Annotated in this window: 17 protein-coding genes; all 17 read right to left on the bottom strand. The window is 40.2% G+C overall.

The window, feature by feature from the left end; all coding sequences use genetic code 11:
• Window positions 1-51 precede the first annotated feature (51 nt).
• The gene (gene rimP / locus CSV69_RS03095; protein WP_085428676.1) at window positions 52-522 is read right to left on the bottom strand and encodes a ribosome maturation factor RimP; all 471 of its coding nucleotides are present in this window, start codon (window positions 520-522) and stop codon (window positions 52-54) included.
• A gap of 141 nt (window positions 523-663) precedes the next feature.
• The gene (locus CSV69_RS03090) at window positions 664-4,971 is read right to left on the bottom strand and encodes a PolC-type DNA polymerase III (RefSeq protein WP_369823931.1); all 4,308 of its coding nucleotides are present in this window, start codon (window positions 4,969-4,971) and stop codon (window positions 664-666) included.
• Window positions 4,972-5,035: 64 nt separating this feature from the next.
• Window positions 5,036-6,730 (bottom strand): proline--tRNA ligase, encoded by a 1,695-nt coding sequence (locus tag CSV69_RS03085; RefSeq protein WP_099624605.1) that lies wholly within the window; start codon window positions 6,728-6,730, stop codon window positions 5,036-5,038.
• 18 nt (window positions 6,731-6,748) lie between these two features.
• A complete protein-coding gene (gene rseP / locus CSV69_RS03080; RefSeq protein ID WP_085428674.1) occupies window positions 6,749-8,008 on the bottom strand; it encodes an RIP metalloprotease RseP in 1,260 nt (419 codons plus the stop codon).
• Between the two features lie 36 nt (window positions 8,009-8,044).
• Window positions 8,045-9,199, bottom strand: coding sequence for a 1-deoxy-D-xylulose-5-phosphate reductoisomerase (gene dxr, locus CSV69_RS03075; protein WP_099692674.1), 1,155 nt, complete (start codon window positions 9,197-9,199; stop codon window positions 8,045-8,047).
• A 19-nt stretch (window positions 9,200-9,218) separates the two neighbouring features.
• Window positions 9,219-10,013, bottom strand: coding sequence for a phosphatidate cytidylyltransferase (locus CSV69_RS03070; protein WP_099624512.1), 795 nt, complete (start codon window positions 10,011-10,013; stop codon window positions 9,219-9,221).
• On the bottom strand, window positions 10,010-10,801 hold the full coding sequence (locus CSV69_RS03065) for an undecaprenyl pyrophosphate synthase (protein ID WP_085428671.1): 792 nt from the start codon (window positions 10,799-10,801) through the stop codon (window positions 10,010-10,012). The genes CSV69_RS03070 and CSV69_RS03065 overlap by 4 nt, the downstream gene beginning before the upstream one ends.
• 132 nt (window positions 10,802-10,933) lie before the next feature.
• Window positions 10,934-11,491: a ribosome recycling factor gene (gene frr / locus CSV69_RS03060; protein ID WP_085428670.1), complete on the bottom strand. Its 558-nt coding sequence runs from the start codon at window positions 11,489-11,491 to the stop codon at window positions 10,934-10,936.
• Window positions 11,488-12,216, bottom strand: a complete 729-nt coding sequence (pyrH, locus tag CSV69_RS03055; protein WP_085428669.1) for a UMP kinase — start codon at window positions 12,214-12,216, stop codon at window positions 11,488-11,490. The genes frr and pyrH overlap by 4 nt, the downstream gene beginning before the upstream one ends.
• Window positions 12,217-12,295: 79 nt before the next feature.
• On the bottom strand, window positions 12,296-13,183 hold the full coding sequence (gene tsf, locus CSV69_RS03050) for a translation elongation factor Ts (protein ID WP_085428668.1): 888 nt from the start codon (window positions 13,181-13,183) through the stop codon (window positions 12,296-12,298).
• A 99-nt stretch (window positions 13,184-13,282) separates the two neighbouring features.
• Entirely contained in the window at window positions 13,283-14,020 is a 738-nt protein-coding gene (gene rpsB / locus CSV69_RS03045; RefSeq protein ID WP_085428667.1) for a 30S ribosomal protein S2, read from the bottom strand.
• A 152-nt stretch (window positions 14,021-14,172) separates the two neighbouring features.
• Window positions 14,173-14,691 (bottom strand): helix-turn-helix domain-containing protein, encoded by a 519-nt coding sequence (locus CSV69_RS03040; protein WP_085428666.1) that lies wholly within the window; start codon window positions 14,689-14,691, stop codon window positions 14,173-14,175.
• A gap of 5 nt (window positions 14,692-14,696) precedes the next feature.
• On the bottom strand, window positions 14,697-14,990 hold the full coding sequence (locus tag CSV69_RS03035) for an RNA polymerase subunit sigma (RefSeq protein WP_099624511.1): 294 nt from the start codon (window positions 14,988-14,990) through the stop codon (window positions 14,697-14,699).
• Window positions 14,987-15,763 (bottom strand): FliA/WhiG family RNA polymerase sigma factor, encoded by a 777-nt coding sequence (locus CSV69_RS03030; protein ID WP_085428664.1) that lies wholly within the window; start codon window positions 15,761-15,763, stop codon window positions 14,987-14,989. Before CSV69_RS03030 ends, CSV69_RS03035 begins: the two co-directional genes overlap by 4 nt.
• 115 nt (window positions 15,764-15,878) lie before the next feature.
• Complete coding sequence (locus CSV69_RS03025) at window positions 15,879-16,373, bottom strand: chemotaxis protein CheD (RefSeq protein WP_085428663.1); 495 nt, start codon at window positions 16,371-16,373, stop codon at window positions 15,879-15,881.
• Window positions 16,374-17,006, bottom strand: coding sequence for a chemotaxis protein CheC (locus CSV69_RS03020; RefSeq protein ID WP_099624510.1), 633 nt, complete (start codon window positions 17,004-17,006; stop codon window positions 16,374-16,376). It lies immediately after the preceding gene.
• A complete protein-coding gene (locus CSV69_RS03015; protein WP_085428661.1) occupies window positions 16,996-17,463 on the bottom strand; it encodes a chemotaxis protein CheW in 468 nt (155 codons plus the stop codon). Before CSV69_RS03015 ends, CSV69_RS03020 begins: the two co-directional genes overlap by 11 nt.

The following is a 17,463-nucleotide window of genomic DNA, read 5'->3' as shown; positions in this document are numbered from 1 at the left end:
GGAATTTCTCCAACGCCTGTCGAGGCTAGATGGTTCTTTGCGCTTTTGTTTTTAAAAGTCAATCGCCAGTCGCGCTAAAGCAATTTTTGTTTTATCGATTTCTACTAGTACTTTTCTTGTCTTGATCCGTATTTCCACTTTTGCATGGTCCGGTCCGTATCCGAGTAAGTAGCCTTCGAATTCTTTCATTCCATCAATCGGTTCATAAGTTTTGATGAACACATATTGGCCTACGGCTTTTTCAAAATCTTCATCTTTTTTCAATGGTCTTTCCGCTCCGGGAGAAGACACTTCAAGGAAGTAATTTTGCGTAATCGGGTCCACACGGTCCAGTTCCTCGCTTAGCTTATTACTAACAGCCGCACATTGATCTATGTCAATGTTACCTTCCGGCGTATCGATGTAGACGCGTAGAAACCAATCGCTACCTTCTTTTAAGAACTCAACATCAACCAGCTCAAGACCCAATTCTTCAACGATCGGTCTTGCCAACTGTTCGACTTCTTCTGTAATTTTACTCAAATGGTATCCCTCCCGAAATTCAAAATAACAACAGAAAAGAGCGGGGAGCCCCACTCTTTTCCGCAAGACGTATAGCAAAAGTTGTTTTAATCGTATCACATGGCCTTTTACAATGCAACTGAAGCAACCGCCACGAGCCCATTAGAATAGGGATAATTGGTTCGCTTCTGGCATTCCTTCCATACAACCAAGATTATCTAGATACTCAACTACTGTTTTAGAAACACGGCCTCTCTTCTGAAAGTCCTCTTTCGATAAAAACTCGCCATCTTTTCTTGCTTCAACAATCGTCTTCGCAACGTTCGTTCCGAGTGACGGAATCGAGTTAAATGGTGGAATTAATTTATTACCTTCAATAATAAACTGCGTTGCATCTGATTTATAGAGGTCGGGTTTAGCAAATGTAAATCCTCGCTCGACCATTTCAAGTGCAATCTCTAAAACAACTACTAAGTTCTTTTCTTTTGGAGGTGCATCCAATCCCTTAGCATTGATCTCTTTAATCATCGCTCGAATACTTGCTGAACCTTTACACATCGTCACTAAATCGAAGTCAGTCGCACGAACGGTAAAGTATGTCGCATAGTACATGATAGGATGATGGACTTTGAACCAAGCGATTCGAAGTGCCATTAAAACATATGCGGCTGCGTGAGCTTTCGGGAACATATACTTAATCTTCTTACATGAGCCGATATACCAAGCAGGTACTTTATTTTCTTTCATTGCTTCTTCAAATTCAGGTGTTAGCCCTTTACCTTTTCGAACTGATTCCATTATTTTAAATGCAAGCGAAGGTTCTAGACCCTGATAGATCAAATACACCATAATATCATCACGACAACCGATTACCTCTGACAGTTGACATGTTTTATTTTGGATTAATTCCTGAGCGTTCCCCAGCCAAACATCGGTGCCGTGTGACAATCCCGATATCTGGATCAACTCGGAGAACGTAGATGGTTTTGTTTCTTCCAACATTTGACGTACAAACCGAGTACCAAATTCCGGCACACCAAGCGTCCCAGTTTTACAATCAATTTGTTCTTCTGTGACACCAAGTGAAGACGTGCCGCTAAATAATTCCATAACACCTTTATCGTCGGGCGGTATGGTTAACGCATCGATGCCAGACAAGTCTTCTAGCATTTTGATCATCGTCGGATCATCATGTCCTAAAATATCTAATTTCAATAAGTTATTATCGATGGAGTGGAAATCAAAATGCGTCGTTTTCCAGCTGGATTCAAGATCATTGGCCGGGAATTGAATGGGTGTAAAATCAAAGATGTCCATTGTATCCGGTACAACAATAATACCACCAGGGTGCTGTCCAGTATTTCGTTTAACACCTGTGCAGCCCTGCACAAGCCGATCGATTTCAGCACCGCGCATTTGGATATCATTATCATTCATATATCCTCGAACATATCCGTAAGCAGTTTTTTCAGCTACTGTCCCAATTGTCCCTGCACGAAATACATAATCTTCACCGAATAATTCTTTAGTATAGTTATGTGCGTGTGACTGATACTCACCACTAAAGTTCAAGTCAATATCTGGAACTTTATCACCGGCAAAGCCAAGGAACGTTTCGAATGGTATATCTTGACCATCCTTTTTAAACATTGTCTGGCAATTTGGACATTCCTTATCCGGCAAGTCATAACCTGAGCTAACTGAACCGTCGTCGAAGAACTCATATGTCTTACAAGATGGGCACACATAATGTGGCGGCAAGGGATTTACTTCTGTTATTTCCATCATCGTTGCAACAAATGAAGAACCGACTGATCCACGCGAACCAACTAAGTAGCCGTCATCCAAGGACTTTTTGACAAGCTTATGTGAGATAAGATAAATAACTGAGAAGCCATTGTCAATAATAGAAGTCAATTCTTTTATGATACGGGCTTCAACAATTTCAGGTAATGTTTCTCCATATATTTGATGTGCCATAGAGTAAGTTAAATCTCGCACTTCGTCTTCCGCACCATCGATTGTAGGAGTATATAAGTCATCTTTGATTGGTTTGACGTCACCTACACGCTCCATTATTTTCACCGGATTATCAACCACGATTTCTTTTGCTACATCTTCACCTAAAAACTCAAACTCCTTCAACATTTCATCTGTTGTACGAAAATGAACTTCAGGTAAAGAGTGCCGATTCAACGGATTCGCCCCACCCTGTGAACGAACAAGTACTTGGCGATAGGTTGCATCAGTTTCATCCAAATAATGAACATTTCCCGTAGCACAAACGGGCAAGCCAGTTTTCTTACCAAGCTTAATCATCTTACGCATGATATCTTCGAGGTTCCACTCATCGCGAATCAAATCGAGTTCAAGTAAATGAGAGTAGACTGGCTTCGGATGAATTTCTAGGTAATCGTAGAAACTCGCAATTTCTTCTACCTCTTCCATCGGTTTTTGCATTAAACCTTCAAACACTTCCCCTTTATCGCAGCCCGAACCAACTATTATGCCTTTTCGATACTTTACGAGCAACGAACGAGGGATACGTGGCACCCGATAGAAGAAGTCCATATGCGATATAGATACGAGCTTGAATAGATTTTTTAACCCTTCATTGTCTGTTGCAAGCAACGTGCAGTGTGAAGGTCTTGACCGCTTATAGGCATCTCCTTCACCGATGTTTTTATTAAGATCATCTAACCACTCGATCCCTTTTTCCTGTGCATCTGATAATAAACGCAAAAATAGATGTGCTGTAGCTTCTGTATCGTATATAGCACGGTGATGTTGTGTTAGTTCAATATCGAATTTTTTAGCTAACGTATTTAGACGATGATTTCGTAGTTCTGGATATAGGAATCGCGAAAGTTCCAACGTATCGATAACAGGATAAGCTACAGTTTCAATCTTCGCGCGCTTACATGAAGCATAAAAGAAGCCCATATCGAATGAAGCGTTATGAGCAATCAACACACTATCGCCTATAAAGTCTATAAACTCTGCCATGACATCTTCAACTTCGGGTGCATTTTCAACCATGTCATCTGTAATACCTGTCAAATTGGTAGTGATAGAAGACAGCGGATGATGCGGATTGGCAAAACGTTCAAAGCGATCAATGATTTCCCCATCTTTCACCCGCACAGCCGCCAGTTCAATGATTGTGTCGTAGACTGCTGACAAACCTGTAGTCTCAACGTCGAATACGACATACGTATCTGTTTCTAGCAAACGGTGTTGTTCTTCATAAACGATTGGCACACCGTCATCGACCAAGTTGATTTCTAAACCAAACAACACTTTTATACCATGCTTTTTACCTGCATTATACGCGTCAGGATAAGATTGTACGTTCGCATGATCGGTAATGGCAATTGCGGGATGTCCCCACTTGGCTGCTTGAGCAACTAAAGCTGAAGCTGAAACGACTGCATCCATTTGACTCATGGAAGTATGTGCATGTAATTCCACACGCTTCTGCCCATCTGGAGCTTTATCTTTCTGTTCAATTGTTGGAATAACCGCAATGTCCTGCGCCATCATGATTAAGTCTCTAACGAATGTATCGTTCTGTATACCGCCACGCGCACGAACCCACATACCTTTTTTGAAAGACTTCATGATTTCAGCGTCCTCATTATCTCGTGAAAACATTTTAACTAAGATCGAATCGGTGTAATCCGTTACTTTCAGTGTCAATAAAGAACGACCACTTCTTAATTCACGTACTTCTGCATCAAATACAAAGCCTTCTATAATCAAACGTCTTTCTTCATCTTGTATTTCATGGATTGGAACGATTGGCTCGTTAGCTTTGATTGGTGTACCAAGAGCAAGTACTTTATCAGAATCACCTTGTTCACTTTTCATCGATTCACGTTGTTGCAGCTGATGATAGGCCTGCTTGGATAGTACATCCTCTTCTTGTTTCTTTTGTGAGAGGAATTGTTGACGTTCTTCTTCTGCATTATGATTTTCAACTATTGAAACATCTAACATATACTTTGGAAAACCGAATTGTTGATACAGGGCTGATATGGTTTCGATATATTTGTTTTTTAACGTTTGACACTCCAAGTCGCTTGAGCAATTAAGCAATAACTTCTCACCATGTATCTTAGGTGTTTGACCCACTAAACATTGACGCAAAGGGGGAGATATATCTGCTAATTCATCAATTATAATTGGCCAATAATCTATAATTAATTGTTCGTTTACTTCGTTGTTTCTTGCTTCCATTTCAAGATGAACATTCGCTATCGCAGCAAACGATTCATGAACGCGTTGTTGCATAAACTGAAAAACATCAATCGGCAACACTTTATCCAATGTAATGTTGAATTTCCACACTCTTGATTTCTTCTGTACGGTGACACGATTCAACTCACCATTTTGAAAATAGTTCATTAACTGATCATCTGTTAGACCTGTCTGTTGGAGCAATGTTAAAAACTTTTGAGCGGCATCCACTATATATTCCTCCGTTCTATCGCGAAAAGAAGGGAAGTTCCGTTAACGGACTCCCCTTCTTGGATTAATCTGCACTAAAGAAGGACTGTAGTTTTTCCAACACTTCTTCTTTTTGCCATTCTATTGACTCACCACTGTGGCGATACATAACTTCCACAATTCCTTCATCTGCTCTTTTACCAATTATAATGCGAACCGGCAAACCAATCAAGTCTGCATCAGCGAATTTCACACCCGCTCTTTCGGCACGATCATCATATAATACATCATATCGATATGACTCTAGTACAGCATATAATTCATCAGCTAGTTGTACTTGCACTTCATCTTTAACATTCATCGCAATTAAATGTATATCAAACGGCGCTAAATGTTTTGGCCATTTCAAACCATTTTCATCATTAAACTGCTCAGCAATTGTCGCCAGTAAACGTGAGATTCCCATACTATAACTTCCCATAATGAATGGCTTTGTTCGACCGTGTTCATTGAGGAAAGTTCCTTTCATCTGCTCACTGAAAACAGTACCTAGTTTACGAATATGCCCGACACCAATTCCTTCAGTGAATTTAATCGTACCCATTCCGTCCGGTGAGGCATCTCCTTCTTGAATAAAACGAAGATCCACGTAATCGTCTATGGCAAAGTCACGTTCTGGGTTAACGTTCAATAAATGATAATCGTCAATATTTGCTCCTGCTACTACGTTAACCATTGCATTAACCGCATGATCTGCATATACCCTTACACCAATAGGTAGTTTCACAGGACCAATTGAACCAATATGACAGCCTAGTAATTCTTCGATCTGTTGTTTAGTTGCCAGTTCTATATGAGTTACATTTAAAAAACGCTTTAATTTATGTTCATTGATGCTATGATCACCACGACATATAACCATAACAAAATCTTCATCTGCTTTATACACCAATGACTTGATGATACGCTCAGGGTCAACCGATAAAAATGAAGCGAGATCCTCAATTGTTTGTTGGTTTGGCGTGGAGATTTTTGACATTTCCAATTGCTTTTCATCTGGTGTCTCATACTCCGCATTCACTTCAGCAAACTCCATATTCGCAGCGTAGGAGGAGCTATCACTATACGCAATCCGGTCTTCTCCATTTTCTGCTAACGCTATGAACTCATGAGATCCTGCCCCCCCATCCGACATGACCATGCGGAAATGCATTCCAAGACGGGTTAACATATTGGTATAGGCTTGCATGACTTCCAAATACTTTTCATCCAAACTTTCTTGTGTGGCATGAAATGAATAGGCATCTTTTCTTATGAATTCCCTACTATGAAGTAAACCTGCACGAGGTTTTACTTCATCCCGGAACTTCGTTTTGATTTGAAAAATGGTTAGAGGCAACTTTTTATATGATCGAACTTCGTCACGCAACAAGTCGATGATTGCTTCTTCATCACTTGAGCTCAACGTCAATTGATTAGTTTGTCTGTCAGCGACATGGAACATTTCCTTACCGTATGAGTCCCAACGCTCGGTTTCTTTTAGGATACTCGAGCTTTGCAATGCAGGCAAAGAGATTTCTATTCCTTCGATAGCTTCCATTTCTTGACGGATAATCGTCGCGATCTTTCTAAACACTTTTTGTGCAAGAGTTAAATACGTGTACACACCATTGGCATTCTGTCGGATATAACCTGCCCGCAACAATAACTGATGTGAACGCATCTCTATATCTGCTGGATTTTCACGCATTGTGGGTATAAACGTTTTCGATTGTTTCATCATATACTCCCACCTTCTTTAGAAGAAAAATCGTTGGATGTCATTCCATGTCACAACAAGCATCAAAACCATTAATAGCATGATCCCTACAAAATGCACCATACCTTCTTTTTGTTTATCAATTGGTTTACCTCGTAAGCCTTCAAACAGGAAGAATAATAATCTACCGCCATCTAATGCAGGCAATGGCAGTAAATTCATGATTCCCAGATTGATACTCAGCACAGCGCCCCAATTCATTAAGTTGAAAATACCATGTTGGGCCACTTCTTCTGTCGCCTTATAAATACCAACAGGACCCGATAGTGCGTCTATTGTAAACTGACCTGTAACGAGCATACCTAATAATTCGAAGATCTTCACAGTCCATGTGTACGTCTGTTCAGCGCCGAACACAATGGATTTGATAATTCCTTTTTCCAATGGACTTGAATACATAACGCCAATTTGACCGAATTCCTGTCCTGCATCTTCTACTGTATCAGGTACTACATCTAAAACAACTTGTTTACCTGCACGTTCCACTTCTATAGACATAGGGACTCCGGCACTGTTTTGAATTGCTTCAGAAAACTTTGGCCAAGAATCAATTGACTTACCGTCTACTCCAGTAATTAAATCATCTTTTTTCATTCCGGCCATTTCTGCCGGTGTATCCGGCTTCACTTCTGAGATGATGGGTTCATTGGTTGGTACACCATTCATTAAACCCAAAGCCAAGAAAATAAAAAATGCTAGAATAAAGTTGAATAGAGGTCCTGCAAATATTGCCAACGCCCTGCTACCCAATGACTTGGATTCAAATTGACGATCATAAGGAGCAATTAATGTTTCTTGACCTTTTTCGATAATCATTGCCGTTCTGGCAATTTTCAGATGAACCAGTTGGCCATCTTCGTCATATCCTTCAATATATAGTTCTCTATCTAAATCCGACTTTTCTACTTCTACGTTTAAAATATTCGGATTAGAAACATTTCGATTCAAATAAATCTTTTCTATCTCGTCTTGTGCATTCAATAATAGACCTACGCGGTAACCTGGCTGCAATTCGACTGTATCGAAATCTTCACCAGCCATGCGTACATATCCACCTAAAGGCAACAAGCGTATCGTATATTGCGTTTCACCTTTGCGGATCGCTAAAATTTTAGGTCCCATTCCGATAGCGAACTCTCGAACCATGATGCCGGCTCTCTTAGCAAACAAGAAATGACCAAACTCATGAAATGCTACAAGTGTCCCGAATATTACTATAAACGCAATAACCGTTTCCATTCAGTAACCACCTTCACCGGCTGTGTCAGCCTGAAATTAATCTTGATACTTAACTATACCATAGACTTTTTTTCTCGTATTGCGATCTGTCTCTAAAATTTCTTCCAAATCAGGATTTTGAATAGTTTGATGCTGATCCATCATTCTTTCAATAATATCTTCAATTTGCATGAAGGAAATATGTCCTTCCATAAACAGTTGAACCGCCACTTCATTGGCCGCGTTCATCGCTGTAGGCATAGTACCTCCTTCCCTACCTGCATCATATGCAAGAGACAAGGCTTTAAATCGTTCATAATCCATTTTTTGAAAGTGTAATTTCCCAATTTCATCAAGACGAAGACGTTTGGCATCAGCCATCGGAATACGATCCGGATACGTAAGTGCATACTGAATTGGAACACGCATATCAGGAGACCCCAGTTGTGCCATAACGCTTGTATCTTCAAACTCCACCATAGAGTGGATAATACTTTCTTTATGTAGTAAACATTCAATTTGATCATAAGGCATCGCAAATAAATGATGTGCTTCAATCACCTCAAGCCCTTTATTCATCATGGTTGCCGAATCGATTGTCAACTTATTGCCCATTGACCAGTTAGGATGCGCAAGCGCTTGTTCCACTGTGACGTGTTGAAGTTGATCCCGAGTATAGTCCCTAAAGCTTCCACCGGAGGCCGTTAAAATCAAATTGGTAATTCGCTTCGGATTTTCCCCATTCAGCGATTGGAATAAAGCAGAGTGTTCACTATCTACCGGAACAAGCGGTACGTTATGGTGCTTAGCTGCTTCTACAACTAAGTCCCCAGCCGCCACTAATGTTTCCTTATTAGCAATAGCAATTGTCATACCTGCTTTAATTGCAGCAAGTGTCGGTCTAAGTCCTACACTACCGATAACTGAGTTCAGCAAGACATCGGCTTCCATCCCAACCGCTGCTTCAATAAGTCCTTCATCACCATGAACGAATTGAACGTCAGGAAACTCATTTTGTAAGCGTACTGCGTCTGCTTCTTCCAATACAGAAACTAACTTAGGATGAAACTGTGCAATGATTTCACTTACTTTTTGAATATTTCTTCCTGCCGACATTGCTGTTAATTCAAAGCGATCAGGATGAGCTGCAATAATGCTTAATGTTTGAGTACCGATAGAACCAGTCGCACCAAGCAAATTGATTTTCTTCATATTATGAACTTCCTTTCCATTATCCTATGAATTGAACAAAATGAAGCAATGGGAGTACAAACAGTAAGCTGTCAAATCTGTCCATAATACCGCCATGTCCAGGCAACAACTTCCCTGAATCTTTTACGTTATAGAAACGTTTCAGTGCAGATTCAACTAAGTCTCCCATTTGACCTACAACCGATGCCACTATTGTAATAATAATGAATGATACATACGATGTAGAGATAGGATAGAACATATTATAAATCAAAGTAATTGCTACCGCACAAATAATACCTCCGACAAATCCTTCGATGGTTTTGTTAGGTGATATTTCAGGCCAAAGTTTTCGTTTCCCTATTTTCCGACCAACAAAATATGCACCAGAATCTGTTGACCAAATAATAAGTAACGCATAGCCTATGTATTCTAAACCAAATAAACGCGTTTCAATTAAATAGTAAAAACCGATGCCGACATATAATGCGCCAATCGCACTGAATGCAATGTCCTCAAATGTCCACTTGTTTTTCATGACTACAGTATAGACTAATAATAATAATACCAGTACATAGATCATTTCAAGTTTCCCTAACCGCAGAAAACCTTCTACCTGTCCCGTCCATCTTGAAGGAAGTAAAATGACGAGTAAAAGTAACCAAGAGATAAATCCACCTATTGAAAAGATGGACATATTCCGCATACGTAGTAGTTCATATAAACCAATCGTAGATATTGCAAAGATCATAATAATAAACGGTAATCCACCGACGATAATCAAAGGTACGAAAAATGCGAGTGCTACAATGGCTGTGATGATTCTTTGCTTCATCTTTTCTGATCTCCTTCCAAGCTTCCAAAGCGCCGATCTCTATTTTGGAAATCTTCTATCGCTTGTAAAAAGCATTCTTCATCGTAATCAGGCCATAGTACATCGGTAAAAATGAATTCTGCATACGCTAATTGCCACAGCATGAAATTGGATAATCGCACTTCACCACTTGTGCGAATCAGTAAATCTGGCTCCGGTAGATGTGCAGTCATCAGCTTAGATTCAATTGAATCTTCATTAATTTCATCCACTCTTAATGTTCCAGCAGCCACTTCTTCTGCCAATTCTTTCATAGCATGAACTAGCTCGACTCTACTTCCATAATTCATCGCAAAGTTCAATACTAAGCCTTTGTTATCTTTCGTTTGCTCTATTGCTTTCTTAATTGCTTTTTCTGTATGACTTGGAAGTGCATCCATATTGCCTATCATTTCCACCTTGATACCCTTTTCCATTAATTCGGGTAAATACGTATTAAGGAATTCACCAGGAAGATTCATCAAAAAGTCAATTTCGATTTTCGGTCGTTTCCAATTTTCGGTCGAAAATGCGTAGAGAGTGAGGGCCTTCACACCCATGGCATTTGCGAAATTGGTGATTTGACGAACCGTTTTCATTCCTTCATGGTGGCCGGCAATTCGCGGCATTTTACGTTGCTTTGCCCATCTTCCGTTTCCATCCATGATAATTGCCACATGGTTAGGAATCTGTCTATTTTTAACAGCGTCAATCCGTTCATCCAGCAACTGAATATCTGCCGTTTTTTTTCGCATTAGTTTTCTAAGCATAGCGTTCCCCCACTTGGCTCTATTCGGATACTCCTACTGACTATCCTACCAAATTGCATGGTAAATAGCATGCAAAAGAAAGAAAAGAGCGTCCTAAAAGTAGGACGCTCCTCCTTATAGAAAGTTCTGTACTCAAATTTCCAAGATTTCGTTTTCTTTATCTTTTGCTGTTTGATCAATCTTTTCGATAAATTCATCTGTCATCTTTTGTACTTGTTCAGTAAAACGGCGTAACTCATCTTCAGTAATTTCTGCATCTTTTTCAAGCTTTTTCAAATCTTCATTGCTGTCGCGACGAACATTACGAATCGCTACTTTTGCATCTTCCGCTTCACGCTTTACATCTTTAACTAAATCTTTACGGCGTTCTTCTGTAAGAGCAGGTACCGCTAGACGAATTACTGAACCATCGTTGGACGGTGTGATACCGATATCCGATTTCATAATCGCTTTTTCGATTTCACCGATTGTTGTTTTATCATATGGTTGAACTACTAGCAATCGTGGCTCAGGAACAGAAATTCCCGCCATTTGATTTAATGGTGTAGGTGCACCATAATAAATCACTGAAATTCTGTCTAATAGGCTTGCATTAGCTCTTCCAGCACGGATAGAAGCCAATTGTCTTGAATAGGCGCTATGTGCTTTATCCATACGTTCTCTCGTCTGATCCATTATTTCTTTAGTCATTGCTTGTTCCTCCTAACGACTGTCCCGATTTTATCACCGAGTACAGCTTTTTTGATGTTGCCATTTTCCATGATTGAGAATACTACAAGTGGGATATCGTTGTCCATACATAGTGTAGATGCAGTCGAATCCATTACTTCAAGACCTTGACTAATAACTTCAAGATAAGAAAGTTCCAAGTATTTCGTAGCAGATGAGTCTTTCATTGGATCGGCTGTATACACCCCGTCCACATTGTTCTTCGCCATTAAAATAACATCCGCTTCGATTTCAGCAGCACGTAATGCAGCTGTTGTATCTGTGGAGAAATAAGGGTTACCTGTTCCTGCCGCAAATATTACGACACGTTTTTTCTCTAAATGACGGATAGCTTTTCGGCGTATGTAGGGTTCAGCTACTTGTCTCATGTCAATAGACGACATAACCCGTGTTTCTGGTCCTAACTTTTCAAGAGCGTCTTGAAGTGCAAGAGAGTTCATGACCGTTGCAAGCATTCCCATATAGTCAGCTGTTGTACGGTCCATTCCCATTTCGCTTCCGACTTTCCCGCGCCAAATGTTTCCGCCGCCTACTACTACTGCTACTTCTACACCAAGCTCTACTACTTCTTTAACTTGGTTTGCGACCGATTTCACAACTTCCGGAGATAGTCCGTAACCTTGCTCACCAGCTAATGCTTCACCACTTAATTTTAACACGATACGCTTATATTTTGGAATACTCATGTTGGCCCTCCTGCAATTTCTTATTCTCAAAAAAGAGGAACACATAATGGATGTGCCCCTCTGTAAGATTGTATTATACTTAGTTACCTTTAACTTGACTCATTACTTCGTCAGCAAAGTTGTCTTCACGCTTCTCGATGCCTTCGCCTACTTCATAACGAATAAACTCTACTAATGTTCCACCAGTAGTTTTAACGAAATCACGAACTTTTTGGTCAGAGTTTTTAACGAAAGCCTGGTCTAGGACACAGATTTCTTCAAAGTACTTTCCAAGACGTCCTTCTACCATTTTCGCTACGATATTTTCTGGCTTACCTTCGTTTAGAGCTTGCTCAGTCAATACGTTACGCTCTTTTTCTACTTCATCAGCAGATACTTCATCACGTGAGATGTATTTCGGGTTCATTGCTGCGATATGCATTGCTACATCTTTCGCTGCATCTGAATCTGTTGAACCTTCAAGAACAGTCAACACTGCGATACGTCCACCCATGTGTAGGTATGGTCCGAAAGCATCTTGATCTGTTTTCGTACGGATTTCAAAACGACGAAGAGTGATTTTCTCTCCAATTTTAGCCACTGCGTTTGAAATGTGTTCAGATACAGTCAAGCCGTTATCCAATTTCGCAGAGTTTGCTTCTTCAACTGAAGCTGGTTTAGTAGCAATCAAGAACTCAGAAATTTCTTTAACAAGTGTTTGGAAGCCTTCGTTTTTCGCTACGAAGTCTGTCTCCGCATTCACTTCAAGGATTACTGCTTCGTTACCTTGAACTAGAATGTTTGCAACTCCTTCAGCTGCAATGCGATCTGCTTTCTTAGCTGCGCTTGAAAGACCTTTTTCACGCATGAAGTCCATTGCCGCTGCCATATCACCGTCTACTTGAGTTAGAGCTTTTTTGCAGTCCATCATACCTGCGCCTGTTTTTTCACGAAGTTCTTTAACCATTTGAGCTGTAATTGTTGCCATTTTGAAAATTCCTCCTATTATATATAATCTGAAGTCGCTTATTACTTTAAAAAGAGACGATAAGGGGTAAGCCACCTATCGTCTCGTCATTTACTAATTTCAGTCTGCAGAAACAGTTGCTGTTTCGTTCGCTGTTTCAGCTACTTCTTCATCTTCACCTTGACGGGATTCAATCAAAGCATCGGCCATTTTACTTGTTAGTAGACGAACTGCACGGATTGCATCGTCGTTCGCAGGGATGACATAATCGATTTCGTCCGGATCACAGTTAGTATCAACGATTCCAACAAGTGGAATATGCAATTTGATTGCTTCAGCTACCGCAATACGCTCTTTACGTGGATCTACAATAAAGATTACATCTGGTAAGCCTTTCATGTCACGGATACCGCCTAGGAATTTCACAAGACGTTCGTGCTCTTTATTTAATTGAGAAACTTCTTTTTTAGGAAGTACGTCAAACGTGCCATCCTCTTCCATTTTCTCAATAGCTTTCATACGCGCTACACGCTTTTGAATAGTTCCGAAGTTAGTTAATGTTCCACCCAACCAACGTTGGTTGATGTAGTACATTCCAGCACGTTCTGCTTCTTCTTTGATTGCTTCTTGTGCTTGTTTCTTCGTACCTACGAAAAGAACTTTACCACCATCAGCACCGACTTGGCGCATGAAGTTGTAAGCTTCCTCTAATTTTTTGACCGTTTTTTGAAGGTCGATGATGTAAATGCCGTTACGCTCCACGAAGATAAATTTCTTCATTTTTGGGTTCCAACGACGTGTTTGGTGTCCGAAATGTACACCAGCTTCTAGCAATTGTTTCATTGAGATTACTGACATGTTTAATTCCTCCTATTGGTTTTTATCCTCCGCGTACTTCTAGCGAATAAGTGACCACAATGGCACCAACTCATTCATCCGCACGCGTGTGTAGTAATACCATCTACAAAAATAACACAATTCTACGTTCTTTGCAACCTTTGCATTTAACTTTAGCCAAACTTTAATAATAATTCGATTTCAGTCTTACCTTTTTTTAGCTCTCTTGCAATATCTGAAATGGATTTCCCTTCAGCATATAGCTGTTTTGCTTTCTCCCTGTCATCGAGTGGTCTAGCTTGTGGCTCTTTTTGCGTTTCTTTTTCGTTCCTTTCGTTCTCCACCGTTTTCTGGTAAGATCGTAAAGCGAAATGGACAGGAACCGGATGAGGCTTCGGCTTTGGTATCGACTCGGGCGTTTCAGCTTCTTCATCTATTGAATACTCAGGCGTTGCTGTATTTGATAAAGGGTTCACATTGTCTTCCGTCCGTTGATTCAATTGATGGATCAAACGATCATTTTCTTCCTTGATCTCTGATAGATAAGCTAACACCGATTGATCCATCTCTTTCATAAGTTGTTGTTGCTTTTTCTCCAGATCATTGAACTTAGAAATTCTCAAGTACAGCAATGTCATTACCATAAAACCTACGATTTGTAAGATGAATAAAATAGCTAATAAAATCCCCATACTCATTACCCACTGTAATCAACGAACGAACCTTTAAACGGGTGCTTGGCTTGTTGTTGCTCTTTCTCTTTTTTTTCTTGTTGTGGAGATCCTTCTTTGGGTTGCCCATCATCTGCATCCAACTTTGCATACGGATCGGATTCCAAAACGGTTTCCTGATTTTTTAGTGCCTGCTTTTCTGTTTGCATATTCGCACTGTCCTGAGCAAGTTGAGACTGCTGTTGTTTTTGCTCCGCAATCTTTCCCGCTTCAAATGTTTTGGGTATAGCAATTTGAAGTTCAATCGCTTTCAAACTCATAAAATCCCTCCATCTGTAATTTCAGCGGCTAGTAACGACCGTAATTTAAACAGCGCTTTTGAATGTATTTGCGAGATTCTAGATGTAGATAAGCTTAATATCTCTCCGATTTCCGTCAACGTCATGTCTTCTTGATAAAAAAGACTGAGCACCAATTGTTCATTTTCATTCAGTTCTTTAATTTTCGTAACCAAATCCCCTATCAATTCGCTTTTTACAGCTTGTTGTTCAGGCGTTTTCGTTTGTTCATCTTGCAACACGAAAGTCTGATCGTGATCATCGTCTTCGTTCATTTTTTCATCGATCGATAATACATTTGCAAAATACTGTTCATGCACAGTTTGATAGACTTGATCGGTTGTCATGCCTAAATGATCCGCTACTTCCTCAGGTGTTACCGTTCGCAGGTAGGACTGTTCAAGCTTACTGATTTCTTCATCCATCTTTTTTGTTTTTTCTCGTGAAGAGCGTGACAACCAATCTTCCTTTCGTAGTCCATCTATAATGGTACCTCGGATACGAAAAGATGCATATGTGTCAAATTTCAAATCACGTGAAGGATCAAATTTTGTTAATGCGTCGAAAAGGCCTTGATAACCAAGTGATTTAATTTCATCACGCGATACATTTTTCGGCAACCCAGCGCTGATTCGTTGAACGTGATAATTCACAAGAGGTGTATACATTCGAACTAGCGTATCACCTGCATCAGGATCACGGTCTTCGATCCATAACTTCCACTGATGTCGTTCAGTTACATCTTGATTTGCCATCGAATTCACGCCTTTCCTGTGAGGTTTCTTCTACCGATCTTATCTCTTATGTATAAGTATAACAAATGCCAATAGATAAAGGCGACTAATGCATTAGCCGCCTTTGCTCTTACTGTTAAATTTCCTGTGTTCCGGCATTGACGGTACGAACATGTAGGATACCTGTATCAGGATCAAATTCAATTGTACGTCCACTCGAGCCACCCGTATCCTCTGCAACAATTGGGATTGAATATCTCTTCAATTCCTTTTTAACAGCTTCTACATTGCGCGGGCCGATACGAATTGTATCATTCGAACCGAATTGAAACATTTGTGCGCCACCCGCAATTTTTGCTTTAATACTGAAAGGTCTGACCCCTTCTGATTTTAATAATTCTAACAAAGCATGAATACCCGTGTCAGCGAATTTCGCTACATTTAGTTTTGTCGATTTACCTAACTCGCTGTCAGGCAACATAACATGTACCATACCTGCTATTTTCTTTGAAGAATCATACAGTATTACACCTACACATGAACCCAGTCCTGATGTGCGAATCGTGTGAGGGGATTTCACGATATTCATATCTGCAATCCCTACGCGTACTACTGTTTGGATAGCTGCCATCTACAAGACTCCTAGCGAACTGAATATCGTACGGTAAGACGGCGGGTCGGGTAATAAGAAGAAGTGTCCAGCCAGACTAGACATTCCTTGTTCACCTTCTTGCAATATTTCCGTCTCAATGACGATTACTTCATCACTATACTGAGATACTTCGATCAGGCCGAAGCTGACAATGGCACCCACCATGTCAATACTTAATGAGGGTACAGTTGGATAAATATTTAATGATGTGAAATCAGAAAGCGATGATAGATAGGAACCTGATAAGATATTTCCCAGTTCCTGAAGCGCAGATGCACCCATTCCCAAATCCTCTGCATCAGTAAAAGTAAAGCTCGTATCACCAGTTAGTTTGCGGATAAATTGTGTAGCAGATTCAATAGTCAGCACAAAAAACATCGTCCCTGTCAAATCGCCTTCTATGCGTAAAAAGATGCCAGCAACCACTTTTTCACTACCGCCTGCCAGATTAAACATTTCATCAAATGTAACTAGTTCAACATTAGGTACGCGCATATCAATCTTCTGACCTAAAAGCTGAGATAGTGACGTTGCTGCATGCGCTGCTCCAATATTACCGATTTCCTTTAAGACATCCAAATGCATTTCTGTAATTTCATTTTCAGAATTCATCTGCATTCGCCTTCTTAATCGGCTGCAAAACTTTATCTAGATTCAACATGACCAATAATCTCTTATCGACTTTTGCTACTCCTGAAATGAATTCGGACTCCACAGATCCCACTACTTCGGGTTGAGGCCCTATTGCACTTGTCGGCACATCCATCACATCATTCGCATCATCTACAATTAATCCGACCTCAGAATCTGCATGCGACACAATTATAATACAACTTGTCTCATCAAACTCTTTAGTCTCCATATCAAAACGTTCACGCAAGTCTACTACAGGCGTTACTACACCACGTAAATTTAACACTCCTTTGACATAAGAAGGCATACGGGGAACGCGTGTAATGGATAAAGATTTCTCAATCGATTCCACCACATCAATACCAATCGCATATTCTTTATTCATCAATTGGAAGACGATTACTTTCATATCACTTACTTCTACTGTATTTGTCAT

Source organism: Sporosarcina sp. P26b, assembly GCF_002743245.1.
Lineage (GTDB): Bacteria > Bacillota > Bacilli > Bacillales_A > Planococcaceae > Sporosarcina > Sporosarcina ureae_C.
The sequence above is the reverse complement of the archived record's forward strand: the minus strand, read 5'-3'. Positions and strand labels throughout refer to the sequence as shown.